A 26,582-nucleotide genomic window follows, 5' to 3' on the forward strand; every position below is an offset into this window, starting at 1 on the left:
ATGCGGTGGGGTTTGGAATTGCTGGAGCCACGAGTGCTACTTTCGGCGGACATGCCGGGAGCGGTGGTGCCAGAGCTGTGGCCTCCAGAGGTGGGGGTGGATGGTCTGCAGCCAGCGGGTGAAGAGGAGGTTGCTTACACCTTCGAATCCGCTCCCTCCGTGGTTCAAGAATCGCTGTTGCCGGAAGGGGAGCCGCTGATTTCGCCGGATGCCAATGGGGGACAGCCTGATTTGGTGGTGGCTTCTGCCACGGTGCCGGCCAACGGTTATGTTCACAGCGTGCCGGTGCAGTTCACCGTCACCAATCAGGGCAACGCCGCGGTGGCTGCGACCAATATCTTCAGCCGGATTTTCCTGGCTCGAACCGCCGTTTTTGACCCGGCGAATTACAGTTGGGATGATGTCCTGGGGCAGAAGAGTGTGCGCTATGATCTGCCGGGTGGAACGCTGGCGGCCGGTGCCAGTTTCACCGTGCAAACGTGGGTCAACCCCGAGGAGTGGCGCTGGGATACCGCGGCCGGGACGGCGTACGTGCATATTGTGGTTGATTCGGAAGGGTTTGTTGCCGAATCCAACGAGACCAACAACCAGCATCCGGGGCAGGCCATTCAATTACGGAAAGCATTGATTGATTTGAATCCCACCGGCTTGTCACCGCCGGCCACGGCCAGTATCGGGTCTCCAGTCAATGTTAACATTTCCGTGCAAAACTTGGGGAGTGATGAAGCCACGGGCGTGGGTGGAGTGTTGTATGGGCAGGTCTATTTGTCATTGAACAACACCTTGGAGCTGGGGGGTAACAATCCTGATTTGGCGTTGGGTGCTTTTCCTATTAATAATTTAGCTCCCATTCCTGCCGGGGGCTCGCGCCAGGGCACCTTGGTGTTTGGCGTTAGCCGTTGGGATAATGTCCAATTGAACACGGACTATTATCTCATCGTCGTGGTCAACGGTTCCGGGACGATGTCCTATGGCACCCGCCAGCCGGAGACCGAAATGGCCAATAACACCATCGTTTCTTCCGCCACTATGCGCTTTGGCGCGGCTCAGGCTGACTTGACCGTGGTTAGTGCGGATGTGGGCGGACTGACCTCGGCTCAAGCGGGCCAGACGATCACGGTCTCTTACACCGTGCGCAACATCGGCACCGCCGGGGCGGGGGTGCCGCGTACCATGGAATGGCAGGAAAACTGGGTGGACGCCATTTATGTTTCCGATGATAACCAGTACGACTCGGGCGATACCCAGGTGCAGGGAGCGTGGGAGGTAATGCGTTATCGGGACATCCTGGGGCCGGGCCAGCAATACAGCCGGGTGCAAATCCAGGTGATCCTGCCCACGCGTGGCGGGCAATATCTTATTTTCCGGACCGATGACTGGGAGGCGCTGCCGGAAACCAACGAAGCCAACAATACCCTAGCGGTGCCGCTGCAGATCAACTTCACCCCGCCGGATCTGGAAATCACCAACGCCCAGATCACCGGCGGCACCGTAGGCCCCGGCCAGACTATTCAAATATCGTGGACCCTGCGCAACACGGGCGGCAACATTGCCTCCACGTTCAATGATGCCTTTTATCTGTCCAACGACTCGGTCTTCGATGCGAACACGGATACTTTTCTGACCAATTATTTCCAGTCGCAACCGCTGGCCACCAACCAGAGCCGCACGTATGAGACTTCGCTCTTTCTTCCGGCTAATGCCATGGGGAGTTACCTGCTGGTGGTAACCGATCGCAACAATGATTTGCCCGAGACCAACGAAAATAACAACGTTTATGCCCTCCCCATCCAGTTGGCGGCGGCTGATCTCGTGGTGCAATCGGTGAGTGTGACGCCGGTGGTGATCAGCACCACCAGTTTCACTGTTAATTATACCGTGCGAAATCAAGGGACGGGCGCCACCTCCGCCAGTTACTGGTATGACGCGGTGTATATCAGTGCGGACAACGTCCTGGACCAGCAGAATGATCTGCTGGTGAGCACCATCTACATAGCCTCTTGGAATACCTCCCTGCCCGTGGCGGCCAATGGCACCTACAGCAAGCAAGGCACCTTTACTTTGCCGGCGAGTGCACCTTCCGGCCCGGTTTATATCTTTGTGGTGACGGATTATAACAATGGGCAGCCGGAGACCAGTGATAGCAACAACGCAGGCAGCACCACGGCCACCATTGGCGCGGGCGATTTGGCGGTAACCGCCGCGAATGTGTCCCTGGCTGTCCGTCAGGTGGGGAGCGTGGAAGGGTACAGTTGGTATGGGGTTAATCCCCAGTCACCATTTTCGCTGAAGGTGGGGGAGGCGGTGGTCCTCCAGACCTTGACGACTTTGCATCGGGGGACTGCACCGGCCAACGTGACCCTCACCCTGCGCAACCAGAGCGGCGCGGTGGTAGGCTCTTGGGCGGCCACCCAGGATGGCAGCAACCCCAATCTGTGGCGGGTGGACGGCTTGAACTTCAACCTGGCGGCCGGGGAGTACACCCTCCACGACAGCGACCCTTCCACTTGGGTGGCTGATCCATATACCGGCCGGGGCATGGCGTTGGTGACTTTTGCCACGGCCCGCCGTACCACGTCGCCGCTGCAAGTCATTCTGGGTGAACGGTTATCGGTGACCTGGACGGTCACCAACTCCACGGCGGACGCGATCACCACCACCAGTTGGTCGGATGGCTGGTATTTGTCCAACGATCCGGTGTATGACACGGGGGACACCTATTTGGAGGCGTTTAGCCGCACCGGTGGTTTGGGGGCTAACGCCAGTTATAATGGGTCGGGGCAACTGACCTTTACCGCTCCGGCGGCGGGCACCTACTATTTAATATTAGTCACCGACCGGAGCCAGCAGGTCCGGGAAGTGAATGAAGGCAACAACGCGGGCGTGGCCATTCAGGTGCAGGCGATTGCGCCGGATTTGCGTCCCACGGAGCTGCAAATGCCCTCGGTGCTGGTTTTGGGCGCCACCGTGGAGGCCCGTTGGACGGTAATCAACGAGGGGGTTGCGCCGCTGTGGAGCTATTGGAGCGATGGCCTTTACTTCTCCAGGGACAATCAATGGGATTACAATGATTACTTCCTGACCTCGCCCACCACGGAGAACTGGGTTCCCCTGGCTCCGAATGGAACTTACACCTTCACGCAAACTTTTCTCGCCAGTGCCTCCCTGCCGCTGGGAGAGGGTTATTTTATCTTGAAGGTCAATCAGTCGGGTTACTACGGAGTTTTAGAGAGTGATATGACCGATAACTTCATCGTCCGGCCCGTCACGGTGGTCGCCCCGGATTTGGCGGTGACTCGCACGGCGGCGCCGGCCACTATCGCATGGGGGCAGTCTCTGCGAATCACGATGGAGGTGACCAACCAGGGGGTGCATCCGGCATCGAGCTTGTGGTATGATGGCCTGATCCTCTCAGAAAATGCCACTTATGAATCGGCAGATTATACTCTGTCCACGAACTGGCGGGGAGAGACCCTGGCGGCGGGGGGTAGTTACGAAGCGGTCTTCGAGTTCGTTTTCTCACGCAAAGTAAGTGGCAGTTATTACCTGCTGTTCATGGCGGACCTTTATAATGATCAGGGTGAAACCAACGCGGGCAACAATCTGGTGGCGGTGCCGGTGACTATTTTGCCCGGGCCGGACCTGGTCGTCACGCAAACCAGCGGCCCGGCCAGCGGCTCGCCCGATGGGGTCATTGAAGTGGGCTGGACAGTGACCAATCGGGGCGGGGCCGCGGGGGGCCGATGGCAGGACCTGGTCTATCTCTCGACTGATACCACGGCGGGCGGCGGGGACATTTCCATGGGCTGGACGGATATTTGGGCGGGCGGCTGGCGGGAGGGCCAAAATGCGTTGTTGTTGCCGTCCTATGGAGGCTACGTGAGCACGAATTTGAACTTGAACCAGACCACCGCCGGCGGTGGGGTTACCTTTGAGTTGTGGGTTTTCCCCTACAACAACTATCGCAGCGGGGCGCTCCTGAGCACCAACAGCGGGAATTGGACCTATTTTTGGGCGCTGATGCAAAACGGCCCGACGTGGTCGCTCTGCAATGGCATCCAAGAGATTGACACGGGCTTGCCGGTGCAGGTGGGCCAGTGGCAGCATCTGGCGGCGGTGTTTGACCCGGCCAACGGGGTGAAGTTGTATCACAGCGCGGTGGCGCAGCCGTTTGTTTCCACCCAGATTGATTTCACCAACGACGACGCGGCGCTGACGATTGGGGCCAACCAGGGAGGATACCAGGTTTTTGAGGGGCTGGTGGATGAGGTGCGGGTGTGGAATGGCGTGCGCAGCGCGGCCCAAATTGCGGCCAACCGGAACACGGTGTTCGGCAGCGGCGAGGCGGGGCTGGTGGGGTTCTGGCGATTTGAGGAGAGCGGCGGCCAGGTGGCGCAGGATGCCAGCGGTCAGGGCAATCACGGGACGTTGGTGGTGCAATATGGTTACTCGCCGGCGCGGGTGCGGGGGCTGGCCGATGGTTACAGTGTGACGAGATCCATGCGGCTGCCGACCGAGGCGGCGGCCGGGGCTTATCATTTGTTGTTCGTGACGAACCCTTATGGCGCGCAGCCGGAGACCAACGAGAACAACAATCTGGCGAGCCGTCCGCTGGCGATTGAGTCGGCAGATCTGGTGCCTCAAATCCTGTCCGCCCCCTCCACAGCGGCCGGTGGGCAGAACATTCCGTTGAGCTGGCGGGTGACCAACTCCGGCAGCGGCGCGGCCAACGCCACGTCCTGGTATGACCGGGTGTTTTTATCCAGCGACACCCAATGGGATGCCAATGACACGGAGCTGTACACCCATTACCGGGATAACGCGGGCGGTTTGGGCGCCGGCGCGGCCTACACGGTCAACGCCAACGTCACCCTGCCGGGCAATGCGGCGGGGGCGCAATACCTGCTGGTGGTGACCGATTTTTACAATTTCCAGGGTGAGACCAATGAAACCAACAACGTGGCATCCGTAGCGATTGTGTTGAACGCGCCGGATTTGGTCATCCCCGCCACGGGGGCGGATGCTCCGGTGACGCCGGCGCGGGCGGTGTTGGGCGATACCCTTACGTTGACGTGGACGGTGCAGAACACCGGGGCTTATCCCACGCAGGTGGCGTGGTACGACCAGATATATCTCTCGGCGGATGCCGCACTGGACGCGGCGGATGTGTTGCTCGGCTCCTTCTGGCAGGGGGCGGTGCTGGCGGCGGGCCAGAAGATGGCGCGCAGCGGCAATGTATTCCTGCCGGAGACCACGCTTCTTGGGCCGGGCAAATACCTGTTATTTGTAGCGGATGGCGGGCGGCACCAGGGCGAGACCGACGAGAACAACAACGTGGCGGCGGTGGCGATTGAGATTGCCGCACCCGATTTGACGATTGGCAACCTGAATGTGCCGGCTACGGCGGCGCTGGGGCAGACCATTGAGGTGAGCTGGACGGTGACCAGCGCCAACGAGGCGGCGCGGGCTGACTGGTATGATCATATTTATTTCAGCGTCAACAACCAGTTGGATGCGGCGGACACCCGGCTGTTGACGGTGTGGACCGGCGATCAGACCCCGCTGGCGGCGGGCCAGAGTTATACCCTGACCCGCAATGTGACCCTGCCCGCCACGGCGAGCGGCACGTTCTATTTGCTCTTTGTGGCGGATGGCTCGCGGCACCAGGGCGAGACCAATGAGAACAACAACATGGCGGTGGCGCCCATCACCCTGGTGGCGCCGGACTTGGCGGCTGAGCGCGCCACGGTGCCCGCCACGCTCATCAGCGGGCAGGAATTTCAGTTGTCCTATCGCGTCGCCAACGTGGGCGGCGCCCCGGCCCTGGCGGGCTGGCTGGATGCCCTCTACCTCTCCACCGATGCCATATTCCAGCCGGGCGCCGATGTGCTCATTGAGCAGTGGAGCGCGGCGGAGCGGGTGCCGTTGGCGGCCGGGGCCAATTACAGCGCCATCCGCACCGTGCGGCTGCCCGGGGTGACGGCGGGGACTTATTATCTTATTCTGGTGACCGACGCGACCGCAACCCAGGGCGAATCCAATGAAGATAACAACGCGCGCGCCAGCGATCCGGTGATCATTACCGTGCCGGATTTGACCGTGACCGCCGTGAGCGTGCCGGCCAGCGCGTCGCCCAACCAGACCATCACGGTGTCCTGGACGGTGGCCAACACCGGCACCGTGGCCGCGCCGGCGGATTGGTGGGACGGGATTTATCTGAGCGCCGATGACGTGTGGGACGAGGGCGATACCCGGCTGGCGCGGCGTGACATGGCGGCCTTGACGCCACTGGCGGCGGGGGCCACCTACACCGCCCAGGCGCAGGTGACGTTGCCGGCGCTGCCGGTGGGCAATTACTACCTCATTATCCGGGTGGATGACGCCGGTCATCAGGGCGAAAGCAACGAGGCCAATAATACGCGGGCTTCCACCGTGATCCGGGTGGAAGCGCCGGATTTGCGCGTGACCAATGGCCTGGGGCCGGCCCAGGCGGCGGCGCAGCAGACCATTACCGTAAGCTGGACGGTGACCAACGCCGGGCCGGGTGTGGCCAGCGCGACGTGGCGCGATGGCATCTATCTCTCGAACGACAACCGGCTGACGGGCGATGATTTGCTCGTGACCACGTTCGACATGTCCAGCCAGTCGCCCGTGGCCGTGAACGGCAGTTACACCCGCACCGAGCAGGTGACGCTGCCGGCGGCGGCTTCGGCGTTGCATCAATATTTGCTGGTGGTGGTGGACGCCCAGCAGCAGCAGGGCGAAACCGATGAAACCAATAATTATTTTGCCATTTCCATCACCATTTTGCCCCCGCCGGATTTGCGGCTGACGGGGGCCACCTCGCCCGCCACGGCGGCGGTGGGGCAATGGATCGAGGTGGCCTGGACGGTGACCAACCAGTCCAGTTCCACCGCCTTTGCGGACTGGGTGGATCGCGTTTATCTCTCGAATGACAACCAATGGAGCCAGGATGATTTGTTGCTTGGCTCGGTGCTTGTGGCGGCCCAGACGCCGCTGGCGGGCGGGGCCAATTATTCGTTGAGCGCGCAGGTGCGCCTGCCCATGAACGCCGTGGGCGCCAAATTCCTCATCATCCGGGTGGACGCCGATAATCAGCAGGTGGAGGCGGAGGAAACCGCGAATAACTTCGTGGTGCGGCCGATCACCGTGACGGACCCGGATCTGGTCATCACGGCCTCCACCGCGCCGGCGACGGCCAGTTGGGGGCAGCGGGTGACGATTGGGTGGACGGTGACCAACCAGGGCACGGGCGCGGCGATGGGGACGTGGGTGGACCGGGTGTACCTCTCGGCGGATGCCACGCTGGACCCGAACACGGATCTGCTGGTGCTGGAACATTGGGCGGGCAACGCGGCGCTGGCGGCGGGCGCTGCCTATGAGGTGTCGCGCGAGGTTACCATGCCCAGCGGCCTGACCGGCGAGGTCCGGTTCATCTTTGTCACCGACGCGCGGCAGGAGCAGGCCGAGTCCAACGAGAACAACAACGTCCGGGTGCACCCGGGCGCGACGAGCTTCAACGCGGCGGACTTGGTGGTGAGCGCGGCCGGCGCGCCGGCGGTGTTGGCCTGGGGCGAGCGGATCGCGGTGAGCTGGACGGTTACCAATGGCGGCACAGGCCAGGCGATGGCTTCGTGGTGGGATGCGGTGTATCTCTCGCTGGACAATGTGCTGGACAGCGGGGACACCATCCTGGCTTCGGTGTGGCGCAGCAGCGGCACGCCGTTGAATCCGGGGGCCAGTTATGAGGTGAACCTGGGCACGGGCGGTGTGGCGGCCATCCCGGCGGCCATCGGGACGGGGGCGCGATTCTTGATTTTCCACACGGACACCGGCAACACGCAATTGGAGAGTGACAACGCCAACAACACGCGGGTGGTGCCGGTGGAGGTGCGGGCGCCGAACCTGGTGTTTGCAGCGGGCACGACGCTGCCGGCCACGCTGGAGTCGGGCAAGCCGGCGACATTGAACTGGACGGTGCAGAATACCGGCACGGGCCGGGCCACCACCGGCTGGGTGACGGTGGTGCTGCTTTCCACGGATGCCGTCCCCAGCGCGGACGATTTGATCCTGGGCACGTTCAGCCGGACGGAAGTGTTGGACGCGGGGGCGACGCTGGCCGACACGCGAACGGTGCAGATTCCCGGCGGCCTGACAGGGAGCCGCCACCTGCTGCTGGTGGTGGACCATTACCAGAACCAGCCGGAGAGCAATGAGAACGACAATGTGCTGGCGCGGGCGGTAAGCTTGAGCGCTCCAGATCTGGCTTTGAGTAACGTGGCTTTCCGTTCGGACAATGCCAACCCGCAGGTGTTTGCCAATGGCAACACCCTCACCGTGGAATGGACGACCACCAACACGGGCAGCGCCCCCGCCGACCGCGTCTGGGGCGAGCGGGTGGTGCTGACCAAGGACGCGTTCCTGGGCAACTTTGACGACATTTTGGTGGGGCACGTGACGCAAAACACGCCGCTGGCGGCAGGGGCATCGGTTTCCCGCAGTGTCAGTGTGCAATTGCCGTGGGGGGTGGAGGGGGCCTACACGCTGGTGATCCGGGTGGATGTGTGGAACGAGCAGCCGGAGGTGAACGAGAACAACAACCGCCATGACGCCCCACTGACGATCGTCTATGCCACGCCGCCGGCGGATTTGGTGGTGGAGACGGTGGTGGGGCCGGAGACGGCGCTGACCGGCGCGGCCATTGCGGTGAGCTGGCGGGTGGTGAATCAGGGCACGGCCGCGACCACGGCCGCGCGGTGGCAGGACCAGGTTTATTTGTCGGCCGATGACACGTTTGGCAACGACCGGCTGTTGGGGACGTTTGAGCGGAACGGCGCGCTGGCCAGCGGGGCCAATTACGGGCAGCAGGTCACGGTGATCCTGCCGGAGGATTTGACCGCGGGCACGTACTGGCTCTTTGTGGTGACCGACGCGGCCAACTGGCTGAACGAGCCGGGGGCGGAAAATAACAATACCACCCGCAGTCTCGGGCCGGTGACGGTGGCACTGGCGCCGGTGCCGGATCTGGTGGTGGCTTCGGTCACGAGCACGGCCACCGCGGTGGCGGGCCAGACAGCGACCGTGACCTGGACGGTGCGCAACGACGGGGCGGCTGCCACCGGCCGCGCATGGGTGGATCGGCTGTATTTCTCGAGTAACGGCCAGGTGCAGGGCGCGGCTTATTTGGGCGAGTTTACCAGGCCCAATGATTTGGCGCCGGGTGCGGTGTACAGCGTTGAGCGCACGGTGACGGTGCCGCTGCTGGCGGATGGCAGCTATCAGTGGCTCGTGGTCACGGATGCCACCGGCCAGGTGTTTGAGCGCGGCGGCGAGAATAACAACCAGGGCGTTTCCGCCGCGGTGACGCTCTTGCATCCCGACCTGGAGGTCACCACGGCGTCCACCGTGGCGGCGGCGCAGTCCGGCACGCAGATTACGGTGAACTGGACCACGCGCAATTCCGGCACCGGTGTAACCGGCGGCCAGTGGGTGGAGCGCATTTATCTGAGCACGGACGGCACGCTTTCAGGCGAGGATGTGCTGCTGGGCAGCCGCGAACGCGTGGGCGCGCTGGCGGCGGGCGCCTCGTACAACGCCAGCCTGCCGGTGACCCTGCCCAACGGCATCAATGGCGCCTATTTCTTGATCGTGCAAACCGATGCCACCGGCGTGATTGCCGAAGGCGCGGCCTACGAAACGAACAACACCCGCGCCAGCAACGCGGTAACGGTGACCCTGGCGCCGTTCACCGACCTGGCGGTCAGCGGCGTGCTGACCCAGCCGCTGGTGGTGGGCGATCCGGCGGATTTAAGCGTGACCTGGACGGTCACCAACGTTAGCAGCCAGGTGGGGCCGGTGGACACGTGGGTGGATCGCGTGGTGCTGTCGCGCAACGCCACCTTGGGCGACAACGACGATCTGGTGATTGGCGAGTTCACGCACACGGGCCTGATGCCGGCGGGGACTTCGTACACGCTGACCCGGATCATGACTCTGCCGCCGGCGACCGAAGGGCGGTTCACGCTGTTTGTGGTGACCGATGCCACCGACGTGGTCTATGAGCACACCAACACCGGCCCCAACAGCGCCAGCCCGGGGCATGTGGTGGACATTGTGCCGCGGCCGTATGCGGATTTGCGCGTCACCAGCGTCACCGCCAGCGCCACTGACACTGGCGGCGGGCCGTTGAACAACGGCGACACGCTGACCATATCGTGGTCGGTCATCAACGCCGGGCCCGCCGACGGCGGCAACAGCATTGGCCAGACCAGCGTGCCGGAGTGGTATGACCAGGTTTGGCTCGCGCGCAACGCGGACGGCAGCGGGCCGCTCATCAGCTTGCGCAGTTTCAGCCGCGTGGGGCATCTGGCGGTGGGCGCCAGTTACACGCGCACGGCGGAGGTGACGTTGCCGGCCGACGCCTCGGGCACGTACTACCTGGTGCTGCGCACCAACTCCAACAACAACGTGTATGAGTTCATCTACGGCGGCGCGGCCAACACGGCGGTATCCGCCGCCCTCACCGTGACCTACGTGCCGCCGCCGGCGGTGGATTTGGAGGTTACCAACGTCGTCGTGCCAACGCTGCCAGTGCCCGATGGATCGGCCATTGACGTGACCTGGACGGTGCGCAACAACCAGGTGGACGATGCTTTGGGGACATGGACGGACATCATCTACATCGCGCCCAATGGCAATTTGTCGCAGAAGATTGAAATCGGCCGGTTCACCCTCACGCAGGGGGTGGGGGCGGGGCGCAGTTACACGCGCACGGAAAACTTCCGGCTGCCGCAGCACATCTCGGGCGTTTATCAGGTGTTTGTCCACACGGACGGGCGCAATGAACTCCTGGAAACCAACGAAAACAACAACGCCACCATCCTGGAGCCGTTGACGGTCCAGTTGCGCCCGCGGCCGGACTTGCAGGTGACCACGCTGACGGTGCCGGAGACGGTGACGGCGGGCGCGGTGATTGATGTCGAATGGGTGGTGAGCAACCTGGGCACGGTGGCGACGCCCACGGGCGGCAGCCGGTGGTTTGACGGCGTGTACCTTTCGCTCAACAACACCTGGGACGGCGGCGACTGGCTGCTGGCATGGGTGCAGAACGGCTCGGCGCTGGGACCGGGCGAGCAATATCGCAGCACCGGCGCGTACCGGCTGCCGGCGGCGGTGGGCGGGCCGATGTACATCCTGGTAGTGGCGGACGCCGGCGGAGCGGTGGATGAGTTCCCCAATGAGGGCAACAATGTGCTCGCCCGTCCGGTGTTTGTGGATGTAACCCCCGTGCCGCCGCCGGATTTGGTGGTGTCGGACGTGGCCGGGCCGACCGAAGCGTTTGATGGCACGACCATCACGGTGACCTACCGCGTCACCAACCGTGGCGCCGGCGTGACCTACCCTGCGGCGTGGATGGATGCCCTGTGGCTCACCAATGACAAACGGCGGCCGGGCGGGCCGGAGGACATCCTGATTGGCACGGCCTGGCACACGGGGGCCTTGCAGGTGGGCGAGAGCTACGTGGGCACGATTACCGGGAAACTGCCTGAGCACTTCAGCGGCGTATATGAGCTGATGGTCTATACCGACTCCTCCAACGCCGTCTATGAACTGACCTTCGATGTCAATCTGAACCCGGATGATCCCAACGCGCTGGACAATAACAACTTCAAGACGGCAGCCACCGGGCCGATGACGGTGATTTACACGCCGCCGGCGGATCTGGAAGTGGTGGACGTGCGGGTGCCGGCCACGGCGGTGCGGGGCGAGCGGATTACGGTTACCTGGACGGTCAAGAACAACGGCGCCAACGCGACCGACCTGGACCGTTGGGCCGACGCCATTTATCTGTCCACCGATCCGGTGCTGCATGACAACCAGGGCCAGCAATGGATGGTGTTTGGCCTGTTGCACGAGGGACGGCTTGATCGCGGCCAGAGCTACACCCAGACGGCCACCTTCACCCTGCCGCCGGGGCTGGATGCGGCGTATGTCATCGTCGAGACCAACGTGGAGCCAAAGAAAATCCTAACCGAGGAGGTGCTGCTGCTTCGGGAAATGTCAGAACTGAGCGGGCGCATCGCCGAGCGCATTGGCGATGTCAACAACATGAGCATGGCCGAGGTCAACGCGCGCCTGGACGCCCTGACCCTCAACGACATCAAGTACATCCTTTGGGGGGACAAGAAAGTGGAGAAGGTCTGGGAAGGGCCGTTCACCAATAACAATACGCGCCCGGCCGCCTGCGCGGTGCTGGGCGGCTGGGCCGATCTGGCGGTGACCAACGTCACGGTGCCGGCGGGAGCGTTCTCCGGCGAGAGCCTGACGATCAGTTGGACGGTGACCAACGTGGGCGCCGTGCCGGTGTATCGCGGCACGGAACGCTGGCGGGATTATGTCTATTTGAGTCCGGATGCCTCGTTTATTTATAACCGCGCCACTGCGTTAGGCAACGTGGTGCACACGCAAACGGCCACCGGGCTGTTGCGGCCGGGCGAGAGCTACACGGTGACCCACACCTTCACCCTGCCGCCGGGGGTGAGCGGCCGGCAGTTTATCTATGTCTTCAGTGACCGCGATCCCCGGAAGGAATCCCCGGATTACCCGTGGGGCCCGGTGCCGATTGACGCCTTGCTGTCGGGCGATCTGCAATTCCCGGATTGGCCGTCGTACATCCAGGATCGCGTCTGGGAAGGCCCGCCGGAGAATAAACGAAACAATGTCGCCTCGGCCCAGACCACCGTGACTTTCCGCGAGCCGGATTTGCGGGTGCTGCCGGGCTCGCTGGTTATTCCGGCCACGGCCAATTCCGGCCAGACGATAGACATTCGGTGGACGGTGGAGAACGCCGGCACGCGGGTCACCCGGACGGACTACTGGGTGGACCGGGTGTATATCTCCACTGACGCCTCGCTGGACCGCTACGACCTGATGATTGGCGAATATCGCCGCCGCGAGGTGCTTGAAGCTGGCGCCACCTACACCGTTAACACCACCGTGCGCCTGCCGGATGACATCCAGGGGCGTTTCTACCTCCTGGTTTATATAGACTCGCCGTACGGGCCGGATCGCAATCTCCCGTGGGCGCTGCCATATCCCACGGCCGTGGGCGCCGCGCGCATCGAGGGGCCGTCGCCGGCCACGGAATGGAACTTGATGGCCAACGTGAAGGAATTTCACCTGGAGGCCAACAACATCACCGCCACGCCGGTGCAGGTCACGTTGGTGAATCTGCCGGACTTGCAGGTGACACAAGTGGGCTTTGACGGCGGGCCGGACGCCGGGGCGGGCCATGCGATTACCGGCCGTCAATTTACGGTAACGTACACCGTCACCAACCTGGGCAACGGCGCGGTGCCCGACCGGCAGGGCCAGTGGACGGATCACCTGTATTTGTCCCGCGACAAATTCCTGGATGTGCGCAGCGATCACTTCCTGGGCAGCGTGGATCACACCGGCGTGTTGAACAGCAACGGCACGTACACCGTCACGGCCACGTTCTTTGTGCCGCGGGGCCTGTTGGGGCCGTATTACGTGATGGTATTGACTGATGTCACGAGCACCTCCAAGCCCTACGGCATCGTTTATGAAGGCGCCAATGAGGGCAACAACAGCAGCGCCAGCGTGGCGCCCATGATCATTGATCAGGCGCCGCCCACAGACCTGGTGGTGGATGAGGTCACCGTGCCGGCCACCGGTGCGGCCAGCCAGCCTGTGACCCTCACTTACACGGTGCGCAATGCGACCACCAACAACGAGCGCGCCAGGGGTTATTGGGCCGATGCGCTTTATCTGTCCGACGACGCGGTGTGGGATTTGGGCGACAAGCTGATTGGGCGCGTGGAATTGGAGCCGGTGCCCGGCCAACCCGGCAAATTCCGGCCCATTTACCGCGATCTGGCCCCGGGCCAGAGCTACACCGGCACTCTGACCGCGCTGTTGCCGGCGGTGCTGCCGGGGCAGTACCGGGTGATCGTGCGCACGGACATCTTTGATGACATTTATGAGGCACAAAACAACGCCAACAACCGCCGGGCCAGCAGCGACACCATGACGGTGACCGTGCCGCGCCTGCAATTCGGGAGGCCGGCCACCGGCACGATTGCCGCCGGCCAGGAGCTGTTGTTTGAAGTCGAGGCTCCTTACGGGGAAACCATGGAGATCAACCTGGTGGCGGCGGACAAGACGGCCGCCAATGAGCTGTATGTGCTCTATGAAGGTTTGCCCAACAGCATCCGTTACGATGCCGCCTTCGAGGGGCATTTGTGGAGCGATCAGACGGCGCGGGTGCCGCTGACCAAGGCCGGCAAGTATTACATCCTGGTGCGTTGCGCCAGCGCCGCCGGCCCGACTGAAGTGACCGTTTCAGCGCGCCTGCTGCCGTTTGGCATTCGCACGGTGACGCCGGACACCGGCGGCGACAGCCGGTATGTGACCTTGGAGGTGCGCGGGGCGCGCTTTGCCGAGAACGCCATCCTCAAACTGGTGCGGCCGCAGTTTGGCGAATATGAGCCGGTGAACTACCGGGTGGTGGATGCCACGCGCATCATCGGCGTGTTTGACCTGCGCAACGCGCCGCACGGGTTGTATGACGTGGTGGTCATCAACCCCGGCGGGCAGGTGGCGGTGATGCCGTACCGTTACCTGGTCGAAACCGCGCAGCCGTTGTCGCTCACCGTGGGCATGGGCGGCCCCAACGAGATTGAATTCGGCCAGGTGGGCTGGTACGGCTTCGGGGTTTATAGCCTGACGAATGTGGACGCGCCGTATGTCCACTTCGAGTTTGGCCTGCCGCGCGTCGTGGATGGCGCGGGCGGTTACATGAGTTGGGCCGAATGGGTGCGAGCTGAGCTGGGCGATCCGAATTTCCCCGTGGGCGATCCGCTGATCTTCCGCACCAATTTAACCGGCGCGCCCAATGTGGCGGGTGTGCCGTGGGCGAGCCTGGATTCAATCTTGAACTTGAACGGCCAACTGCTGGCCAGCGGCTTCACGTTTGATTTCGTGAATCGCGGTTTCATGGCGCTGACGTTCACGGCGGATGTGCGGCCGGAGATGCGCGATGTGCTCAAGGTGAATCCCAAAGCGTTGAAAGAGTTGAAAGAAGATCCGCTGGGCCTCTACGAAGATCTCACCTTCAAGTTCTGGATTGCGGCCGCCGCCACGCCGATGACCAGCACCGAGTACATCGCCTACCAGACCGGCGTGGCCGAGCGGTACCGGCAGGCGATCCTGGCCGACCCCAACGCGCCGCAGGCCCTGCTCATGGCCGCGGCCAATGCCAGCCAGTGGACCACCCTGTACCTGGCTGGTCTGCGCGACGCCGGCCAGCTCCGCCCGGAGGACACCCCGCCGGCCGTGAACCTGCTGCCGGCCACTTCGAGTTTGATGAGCATCATCACCGCCGGCCTCCTGGGCGTGGACACCCAGGGGCGGATCATTCAGGCGGGCAATCTGGTGGAGTTCTTCAACCTGGTGCGGAAGTGGTACGGTCACGATGCCACCCGGGTGGGCGATCCCAACGTGCTGCCCACACGCCAGCAATTTGACCTGGGGCTGACCCACGAAACGCACTTTGAAGCCTTCTGGGTGCATGGCGGCATCTTTGACGAGGGCGGCGGCCCGGCCATCCAGACACCGAATCTCGGCTCGTTCTTTGGCGGCACAGGGACGGTGTCGGACCTGGTGCGCATGGTGGGGCCGACGGGATACGGCGCGGAGAACTTTGTGCCCACCGCCACCTATTTGCCGTATCAGATCACCTTCCGCAACGCGGCCGACAGCACCCAGGCCATCAAGCAAATTCAAATCCGGCAGCAGTTGGATGAGGATCTGGACGTGCGCAGCTTCCAGTTGGGCGACATCCTGCTGGGCGACATCCAGATTCACATCCCGGCCGAGCGTGGCAGCTTCAGCGGCGACTTTGACTTTACCAAAGAGCTGGGCTTTGTCGTGCGGGTGACTGCCGGGGTGGACGTGGTCAGCCGCATCGCCTTGTGGAATATCGTGGCACTGGATCCGATGACGGGTCTGCCGCCCACGGATCCGTCGGTGGGGTTGCTCAAGCCGGACGTGGACGGCAGCCAGCGCGGGGTGGTGAGTTACTTGATCAAAGACTGGCCGGCCTACACGCAGGGCGTGGTGCATGAAACGGGCCTGAGCATTGACGCGGCGGCGCGGGTCGTCTTCGACAACGGCACGCCGCTGGACACCAACACCCACACCGCCACGCTGGATGTGCGCGCGCCGGTCACGAGCCTCACGGTAACCGACCTGGGCGTGGACACCCAGGACCGCCGCTCCTACCGCTTGAGCTTCAATGCCACGGATGATGCGGGTGGCTCGGGGGTGAAGGATTACACCATCTACCTGGCACTGGACGGGGGCGCCTGGCAGGTCTGGCAGCGGCGGACGACCCAGCGCGAATTCCTCTATGTCACCCCCGCCGGCGCGACGGCGCAGTTTATCGTGCTGGCGGCCGACAACGCGGGCAACGTCGAAGAACCGCCCGGCGGCCAGGTGGTGCCGGCTTATAATCCAGGGGTGAACCTGGGCAATCTGCCCACCGCCTCCACTTTGGGGGCGACGGTGACGTTGCCCCTGGCCACGCCGGTCACCACCCCCAGCACCAATCCGTTGTTCCTCCAGGCGTTGCAGCAAATCCCCGCCGGTCAATCGGCCACGCGTCCGGCCCGATTTGCCACGGTGTTCGAGCCGTTTGTGCTCGGGGTGTTTGCCTGGGACTTCGCCAGCTCCGGCGCGAATATTGGCCCGCTGGGGATGGCCTTTGCGCCGGATGGCCAGACGGTCTTCATCAGTGGCGGCGCGGGCCGCAATCAAATCTGGAAATTCGGCCCGGGCGGCGGCAGTGCGAATGTTGCGCCGTGGGCCACCTTGCCGGTGCCGGTGTATGATATGCAATTCGACGCGGCGGGCCGGCTGTGGGCCACCACTGGCGGCGGGCCGTTGATTGAGATTGACCCGGTGTCGGGCGCGATTCTGGGCCGGTATGGCGACGGCATCACGCTGGGACTGGCGGTGCATCCCACCAGCGGCTTGATCTACACGGCGGCTTCCAGCGGCGTGTTAATCTTCAATCCGGCCACGCGGCAATTTGCGGGATTCTCCTCCACGCGCGTTTATGATCTGGCTTTTGCGCCGGACGGCCGGCTCTACGGCACCACCTGGCCGGACGACGGCAAGGTGGTGCGGTTTGATGCACGCGGCAACGCGGAAATCTTCCTCATTCCGGCGCAGCCCGCCAACGGTCTGGCTTTTGGCCTGCCGGGCACGCCGCTGGCCAATTTGTTGTTCCTCAATCACGGCGGCACGGGCGCGCTGACGATGGTGGACCTGGTCAATGGCCGCTCGATTGACGTGGCCCAGGGCGGGGTGCGCGGGGATTTCCTGGCGGTCAGCCCGCAAGGGCGGTTGTTTGTGACGCAGGGCGACCAGGTGCTGACCTTCTTCCCGCGCACGCCGCCGGTGGTGGTGGCCATGACCCCGGTGAATCAGTCGCGGGTGCTGCCGGTGGTGAACCAGGTGACCTTGCGGTTTGACACCGAAATGCTCGATGCGGGCGCGGTGGCAGGATCGGTCACCAATCCGGCCTATTATTCCGTGCAACGGCTGAGCGACAGCCAGCCGGTGCGGATCACGCGGGTGGTGTATGACGCGGCGACGCGCTCGGCGGTGGTGCAATTCGAGCCGCTGGCCGAGGGGGCGTATCGGGTCCGCGTCAGCGCCGAGGTGCGCAGCGCGCTGGGGGTGGCCATGACCGCGCCGGTTACCGCCGAGTTCACGGTGCTGCCGGATCTGACCTTGATGGTGCCGCCGGAAATTACCAACGTCCGGCTCAATCTGCAGACGCAGACGGTCTTGTTTGATGTGCGGGTGGTGAATCCCTTTGGGTATGAACTCCTGGCTCCCTACCGGCTCTATTTCACGGGGCTGGCCGGCACCACCGCCGTGGTCGTGGGAGCGGACGGCGTTTCGGATGAAGGCGTGCCTTATGTCAATCTGTCCGGCCCGGCCACCCTGGCGGCCGGCCAGGCCACCGAGTACCGGACGGTGCGGGTGTATAACCCCGATGGACTGAGCTTCCAGTTGTTGTCGCGGGTGTCCATCACGGCTGCCGCCAATGCGGCGCCGGTGATTGCCAGCACGCCGCCCACCACCGCCACGCGGGGCATGCCCTACACCTACCAGGTCGCGGCCACTGACGCCGAGGGTGGCGACCTGATTTATTTATTGGTTGCCGGGCCGGCGGGCGCCTCGCTCCACCCTGCCACCGGTCTGCTGGCTTGGACGCCCGGTGCCAGCGCCGCCGCCGTCGAAACTTTCGAGGTGCGTGTCTTTGACGCCCGCGGAGCGGCGGCCGTCCAGCGCTGGACGGTCACGGTGGCCAACGCCAACCAGGCTCCTTTCATGCTGCCCATCGCGGATGTGTCCCTGACTGAGGGGGCGCTGCTCGAGCTGGCCGTGGGCGCCACGGATGCCGACAACGACGCGCTCTCCTTCTGGGCGGGGAACCTGCCGCCGGGCGCGGTGTTTGACGCGCAGAATAACATCCTCCGCTGGCAGACGCGCGGGGACTCGGCCGGCCGCTACGAGGGGGTGACGGTGTATGTCAGCGATGGCCGGGTCACGGTCTCGCGCAGCTTCACCGTCGTGGTGGCCAATCTGAATCAGCCGCCGGTCATCGCCCCAATGATGGATCGCACCATCGCCGAGGGGCAGCTCGTGAGCTTCGCCGTGCCGGGCAGCGACGTGGACGGCGACGCCCTCACCTACACGCTGTTGAATCCACCGCTGGGCGGCGAATTGAACCCGGTGACCGGCGTGTTCACATGGCGGCCGGCGTACAATCAACACGGCGTGTATGCGCTGAACTTCCAGGTGAGCGACGGCGTGGCGACGGCCAACCGCACCGTCACGCTCACGGTGTTGAACGTTAATGGCCCGGTCTATTTTGAGCCGGTGGACCGGTGGGACATCCTGGAGGGCCAGGCAATGTCCGTGGTGTTGACGGTGGTGGATCCGGATCATCCGATGGGCGTGGGCGCCCCGCTGGCGGACGGGTCGGCCGACAATGATTTCCTGCGGCCGGATTTGACCTGGAGCTATGACACGCTACCGGCGGGTGCCGAGTTCAACCCCAACACGGGATTGTTCCGTTGGAAACCCGGCTATCAACAGGCGGGGACGTACAACCTGCGCTTCACCGTGACCGATGACGGCGACGGCACGGGCCAGCCGGCCAGCGCCATGGTGACGCTGCAAATCCGCGTGCGCGACGCCAACGCTCCGCCGCAAATCCCCGCGCTGGCCAATGTGCGCCTGGCGGTGGGCGAGCGGCTGGTCATTCCGGTGAGCGTGACGGATGCCGACGGCGTGGCGGGCCTGACGCTGAGCATGGGCGGGTTGCCAGGTTTTGGCCTGCCGGCGTGGGCCACCTTTGTGGATTTGGGCAATGGCCGGGGCACGCTGACTGTGGAGCCGACCCTCACGCAACAGCGCGGCGACCACACCTTCACCCTCTCGGCAATGGACAACGGCAACGGTGATCCCCGGGCTGCGCTGACGGCCGTCAAGTCATTCATCGTCACGGTGGTGGCGCCCAACGCACGGCCGCAATTTGCGCATGTGCCCACGCAGGTGGTGGCGGTGGTGGGGCAGACCCTGACGCTGGAGGTTACGGTGAGTGACCTCGACGAAGACCCGCTGACCTGGAGCGCCACCAATCTGCCGCCGGGCGCCACGTTTGCCGGACTCACCGTGTACGGCACGGCCCGGCTGACCTGGACGCCCGCCGCCGGCAACATGGGCACACACACCGTGACCTTGCGGGTGACCGACAGCGGCAACGGTGACGCGGCGCGCGCCTTGTCGGACGAGCGCGCGGTGCAGGTGGTCGTGCGGGCCGCCAACCAGGCTCCGCTGTTGCTGCCCATCGGTGCGCGCACGGTGACGGAGATGCAGACCTTGAACTTCACCCTGCGCGCCGTGGACGCGGACAACGATCTGCTGACCTACAGCGTCAGCCGGCTGCCGCGCGGGGCGGAGTTCAACCCGGTGACCGGCGTCTTCACCTGGACGCCGTCCTATGACCAGGCTGGCGCCTACTCCCTCCGGTTTGCGGTCACTGACGGTTCGGCGTCGAGTGCTGAGCAGATGGTGATTACCGTCACCAACACCAACCGAGCGCCCCAGTTTGTACCGATCAACGATTCGCTGGCGCTGGAAAACAACCTCCTGCAGTTCGCCGTGCTGGCGGGTGATCTGGATGGCGATCCGCTGGCCTATTCGCTGGTGGGGGCGGTGGTGAACGGCCAGGTGGTCAACCCGCCGCGCGGGGTCACGTTTGATGCGGCCACGCGGATGCTCACCTGGACGCCGGGCTTTGACCAGGCCGGCGTGTATGTCCTCCGCTTCAGCGCGCGCGATCCTGGCGGGTTGGCCGCCACTGCGGATGCCCGCATTGAGGTGCTCAACGTCAATCAGGCGCCGGTGGTCGAGCGCATGAGCGGCCACGTGGTGCGGGTCAATCAACCCTTCCAGATGCAGGTGCCGGCGCGCGACCCGGATACGGGCACCGTCCTGGCCTACACCATTGAGGGATTGCCGGAGGGTGCCACGTTCTCGGCTTCCGGCCTGCTTGCCTGGACGCCGCGGCCCAGTCAGGCTGGCGCGTATGATTTGCGCGTCCGCGTGAGTGACGGCGAGCTGGAGGCCTTCGGCAACCTGCGCCTGGTGGTTTCGGAGACCCCCATCCCGCCGGCCCTGACGATTGAAATGACGCCCAGCTTTGCGGTGACACCCGGCCAGGCGGTGTTCATCCATGCCCTGGCGGGCGGCATTGCCGACCTTGCGGCGGTGACCATCGCGGTGGACGGCCAGGCCATGGCGCTGGATGCCTTCGGCCGCGCGCGTTTTGTGCCCGCCCAGCCGGGGCAATACACCATCACCGCCACGGCGCGGGATGTGGACGGCCAGACCGCCTCCGCCACGGCCTTTTTGAAGGTGCGCGATCCCCAGGACACCACCGCGCCGGTGGCGCGCCTGTTGCTTCCGCTGGGGGCGGTGGTGATCAGTGAACCCACTGATTTGTTCGGGTTGGTGCGCGACGCCAACCTGGACCGCTGGACGCTGGAGCTGCTCCTGCCGGGGCTGAACCTGCCGCCGGTGCTGCTGGCCAGTGGCCGCCAGGGCGTCGAGGAAGGCTGGTTGGCGCGGCTGGATCCGGGCCATTTCCTCAATGGTGCGTATGAGTTGAGGCTGACGGTGCGCGACATCTCCGGGGCGCGCACGGAAGCCAGCCGCTGGATCGAGATACGCTCCGAAAAAGAAGACATCCTGGCTCGCACTGAGAACGATGTGACCGTGTCTCTCGGCGGGCTGACCTTTGTCTTGCAGCGGTATTACAACTCCCTGGCCGGCGGGTGGAGTGGATCGTTCGGGGTGGGCTGGAGCGCGCCGTTGCTGGAGACTTTTGTCATGCTCAATGTGGCCTCGACCGGCGCGGAGAGCCAGGGGTTGTTTAACGGCTTGCGGCCGGACACCCGGGTGGTCATGCGGCTGCCCGATGGCCGCATGGGCGGCTTTACCTTTGCCCCCATCCGGCAGCAGCAGGGCGGGGTGGTGTGGTATGAACCGGCCTGGGTGCCGGATGCCGGGGTGAACTGGCAGTTGACCACGCCCGGAGCACTGCTCGAGTTGGCGGGCGGCGTATTTTATCAGCGCGGCACTGGCCTGCCGTATCATCCGGCCAATCCGCTGCTGGGCGCGGTGGCGTGGCAGTTCACCGACGTGGCCGGCCGGCTGTATCAGTACAACGCCCAGGGCCAGTTGCGGGGTGTGGTGGTCGGCAATCAGCGGTTGGAGGTGACTCAGGCGGGCATTTTCGCGCCCAACGGCGAGCGGCTGGCCTTCCAGCGCGACGCCGCCGGCCGCATCACGGCGCTGACGCTGCCAGATGGCTCGCAGGTGCTTTACACCTACGACACGGCCGGCCGGCTGGCCACGGTGAACAGCCTGGCCGGCGGTGAGCGACGCTGGTATGGTTACGAGACGGCCAGCGGTTTGCTTAATGTTGTGATCGCACCCACGGGGCAGGCGAGCCTGATGTTTGAGTATGGGGAGCGTGGCCTGATCAACCGCGCCGTGATCTTGAGCGGCGTGGCCACTTCATTGCGCGAGGCGCTGGCGGCGCCGTTCACCGGCAACCTGGCCGCCGGTCAAACCCGCTATTTTGCCCTGCTGGTCAATCCCACCGAGCTGGCTTCCTCCGCCACTGGCACCTTGTTGCTGGGTGCCAGCCTGGCGGGCGCAGGCCCGCTGGCTCCGGCCCTGCCGCAGGTGGCGGCCGGTCTGCCGGAGGCGGCACAGGTGACGTCCAGCCTGGCGCGTGCCTTGTACACCGTGCGCCAGCCCGGGCCGGTCGTTGTGGCCATCAGTGCCGCCAATGGCGCGGCGGGTTCTTATACGCTGGGCTTCACCCTGCCGGGCGATCTGAATGCTGACGGATTGGTCAACGGCGCGGACAGCGTGTTGTTGGCTGCTGCGTTTGGAACGCAGAGCGGACAGCCCAATTACACCCTGGCGGCGGATGCCGACCGCGATGGACGGGTGGACGCCTGGGACCGTTATTATTTGGAGCGCAACTTTGGCTTTGCCGCCAATCGTCCACCCACCGCCCAGGCAGCAACGGCCACCACCTACGCCGGCATTGGGGTGAGCGTGAACCTGGGCCGTTACTCTAGCGATGCCGATGGCAACCGGTTGTATTACCGCCTGACCAATGTGACCCATGGCACGGCCGTCCTGGGGGGCGACGGGCAAACGGTCTATTTCATTCCCGCCGCCGGTTATACCGGCACGGGGGCGGGCTTTGACTTTGTGGCGGACGATGGCGCCGCGCGGTCGGCGGCGGGCCGGGTTAGCATTCAATTATCAAATGCCACGCTCGAGGCGCTGGTGATCCGCGCCGTTGACGGGGTGCTCAACCTGCCCCGCAACGGCGCGGGGCGGCTGGCGGTGTATGCCCGTTTCTCGGATGGCAACGTGGTGTCCGCGCCGCCCGGCTTTGTGCAGTGGGAATCCTTGAATCCGGCGGTGGCCATGGTGGATCAAACCGGCGCGGTGTGGGGCCGCGCGGAGGGCGCCGCGACTATTCGCGCCACCCGGGCCGGAACCACGCTCGCCGCCGCTGCGGCGGTGATGGTGGGGGCGGTGGAGATGCCGGCCCAGGTGGAGATCTACCCCGGGGCGTATGTGCTGCCAGCCGGGGGCACCCGTGCCATCCTGGTGAATGCCAGAACTGCGTCCGGCAGCCTGGTGGATTGGTCGCCGGCATCCACCGGCACCACCTACACCAGCGGCAACACTGCGGTGGTGACCGTCAGCGCGGACGGCCTGGTGACCGCTGTCGGTTTGGGCACGACGACGGTCACGGTGATTCATGAGGGCGTGCGTCGCGAGCTGGCGTTCACTGTGGCCACCACGGTGCCCAGCGGCTCGGTGGTGGGTTCGGCGGGCGGCATAGTCCAGAATGCGGATCAAATCAGCGTTGCCGTGCCGCCGGGGGCTTATGTGGCGGGTGCCATCTCGGTCACCACCTTGAACCAGAGCCAGTTGGGGTTGGGCCTGCCGGCCGGGTTTAATTTCATCCGGGCCCTGAATTTAGGGCTACCCACCGGCGCACCCGGCCAGGCGCTGGGCCTGAGCGTGCCCACCGGCCTGGCAGCGGGCGAGAGCCTGTACGTTTTCCGGCTGGGGACGATGTTGATGGCGGACGGCACCACGCAAACGGCGTGGGAATTGGTGGATACGGCAGTCGTGGGCGCCGATGGCCGTGCCCAAACCACCTCGCCGCCGTATGCGGGCGTGCAGGCCTCCAGCCAGTTCTTGTTTGCGCGAAACGACCAGGTTCGCTGGTTCCGGCTGACGGAGTACTACGACAACTCCAACATTGAAGTCATCACCAGCGGCGCCGAGGGGCAGCGGGCTTATTTTGTGCGGCCCAATGCCTTCTATGGCGGGTTGTATCCGCTGCCGGCCAATGCCGTGGCCATCCGGGTGTGGCGGTTTGCCGCCGACGGCTCGGCGCGCGACGCCCAGGGCAACGCGACGGTGGGCACGGCGGTGGTCGAGCTGCCTCCGGTGGGCGGTGTGTTTGTAACGCACGTGGCCGTGCCCGATCCGAATTTCACCGAGCAGATCCCATATATCAACGGCGCGCAAATTGCGTGGGTGCCCAACGCTGGCGGGGTGGTCACGGGCACGGTGACCATCCAGGGTCAGAACTTCGGCACCAATAAGAATGATCTGACGATCATCTTCATCCGCGACTCGCTTTTCCGGCTGGCCAACTTCGATGCAGGCGGCTACCTGCCCGGTGACTTCTATCGCGTGGACGGCAGCCAGTTGACGGCGGTTACCGACAATACGATCACCCTGGCCCTGCCCAACATTCCGGGGCTGGCACGGTACTCCATCCTGGTGGAGCGCAAGTTTGAAGTGTGGCAGTGGCAGGGCGGCCGCGATCCGCAACGGGCGTATGTGACCAAACGCTCGCCGTTTGATCAGAAGCCCACCGTGGCCCCGCCCAGTTACGTCTGGGTGGCCAATAACTCAACGAACACCGTTACGGTGATCAATCCGCTGGCCGCCAACGGCCCGGCGGTGGTGCTCAACATCCCGGTGGGACGCGGCCCGACTGGCGTGGCGGTGACAAATGACGGCCTGCTGGCACTGGTGGTGAACACCACGGACGCCACGGTCTCCTTCATTGACACCATCACGCTGCGCGAGATTGACCTCGATCCCAATGACTCGGAGCCGTTGACCCGCCTGAAGCTGCCGCGGGGCGGCCTGCCGTGGGACATTGCGATCCATCCGGGGCAGACGGAGCAGCGGGCTTTCATAGCGGACCGGGCGGGGCCGTATGTCTATGAAATCTCGACACGGCTGCCGGGCAGCAGCGGTCTGTACCATGCGTACACCGTCCATCGCATCGAGGCGCCGGTGCCTCTCAGCGGCCTGACGGGCATCACGGTGACCGGCACGGCCCAGAGTGCGACGCATTACCTCGTCGTCACCTCACCGGGCCGCGCGCCGTATTATGGCGGAGACCTTGTTGTGGAGCCGGGTTACCTTTTTGCCGCGCGGCTGCCGTTGTATTCGCAACAGGCGCTGAAATTCCAATCCTTGATGCTGGGCGCCAAACCGTTTGGCGTGGAACCGGGCCGCACGCCCACCGAGGTGGGCGTGGCGATTCGCGCCCGCGATCCGGTGGGGCTGACGATGGTGAACTTGGAGACCATGAGCATCACCCGCACCGTGGGCATGGACTTTTCCCCGGCGTGGCAAATCCGGCGGCAGTATGACCGCAGTGTGGACGCCACGGTGAACAACGTTTATCTGGGCGTGTATTCGGCGTTCCTGGATCCCGGGTTCCAAAATCAATTGGTGCTGGCGCTCGGCCGGCAGTGGGATGCGAGCAAATACTTTGACATCAACAATATCGAGGACGTGATCTTCGTCCGCGTGGGTGGCCGCGATTATGCGCTGGTGCTGGGCAACTGCACTTTCAACGGAACGGATGATTTCACGCGGGATCCATTCCTGGGCCACGGCTCCAACATCGGCATTGTGCGCGATCCGTTCACCGCGCAGGCGAAGCTGATTGCCGCCACGCGCGAGGTGCCGCGGGCCTGGGCGGATCAACTGACCCTTGATCCGTACGGGTTGTATGTCATGGCCACCTTCAAAGGTGTCAACGAGGTGCACTATTACGCGGTGAACGAGCTGATTGCGGCGGCGGAGGCCATGGCAGCCGACGTGGGGGACAACATCCGCACGTCGGTGGACGTTTATGCGGACCAGAAGGGCTTGCGCCTGACCCGGGGCGTCGTCCGCAATGCCTGGCTGGGCAAGCCCACGGGCATCGCCTCCAGTCCCGCCACGGCCACGGAGCTGCTGGCGCTGAACATGGCTTATTATCCCCGGTACGAGGCGAGCGGCGGCCGGCCGGCGTTGGTGATCGAATATCTGTTGTACGGCAAACCGCTCGATCCGCGCCAGACACCGTTGCGCCTCACGGTGTACTCCATGCGCACCGCCCAGTACGAGGATGGCACGTTCATCCCGGACAGCTCCACCTATAGCGCGCTGCTGACCAATGACGTGTATTATCAACCGGGCCGCCATAGCTATGTGCTGCAACTGCCGGCCGAGCTGCCGGTTGCCAACAACGTCTGGTATGTCGCCCGGCTGGACTCCGGCAACGTGGTGGCCGAGCTGGACGAGAACAACAACGATGTGGCGGTGCAGGTGCGCAGCGGCGCCTTGGTGGCGGCGTATGACGGCAATCCGGATCTCGCTGTGTTCGGCACGTACATCCAGGGCGAGGCCTTCAACAACAAGTTCACCCTGAGTCTGCATGCCGAGGTGGCGCGCAACGCCGGTACGGTGAGCATATTCCTTGGCGGCAAGGCGGTGCCGCTGGTCTCGCAGGGCAACGGCGTTTATGAGTTCACGCTGGCCATGGAAACCCTGGTGGC

Annotated in this window: 1 protein-coding gene (only partly in view); it reads left to right on the top strand. The window is 64.4% G+C overall.

The features are described from left to right. Nucleotides 1–26,582: the 5' portion of a putative Ig domain-containing protein gene (locus N3J91_10240; protein MCX8156807.1), read on the top strand. 3,445 nt of this gene lie beyond the right edge of the window; only the first 26,582 of its 30,027 coding nucleotides appear in the window; its start codon is at nt 1–3; the stop codon falls past the right edge of the window.

The sequence above is a fragment of the Verrucomicrobiia bacterium genome (assembly GCA_026414565.1).
Lineage (GTDB): Bacteria > Verrucomicrobiota > Verrucomicrobiia > Limisphaerales > Fontisphaeraceae > Fontisphaera.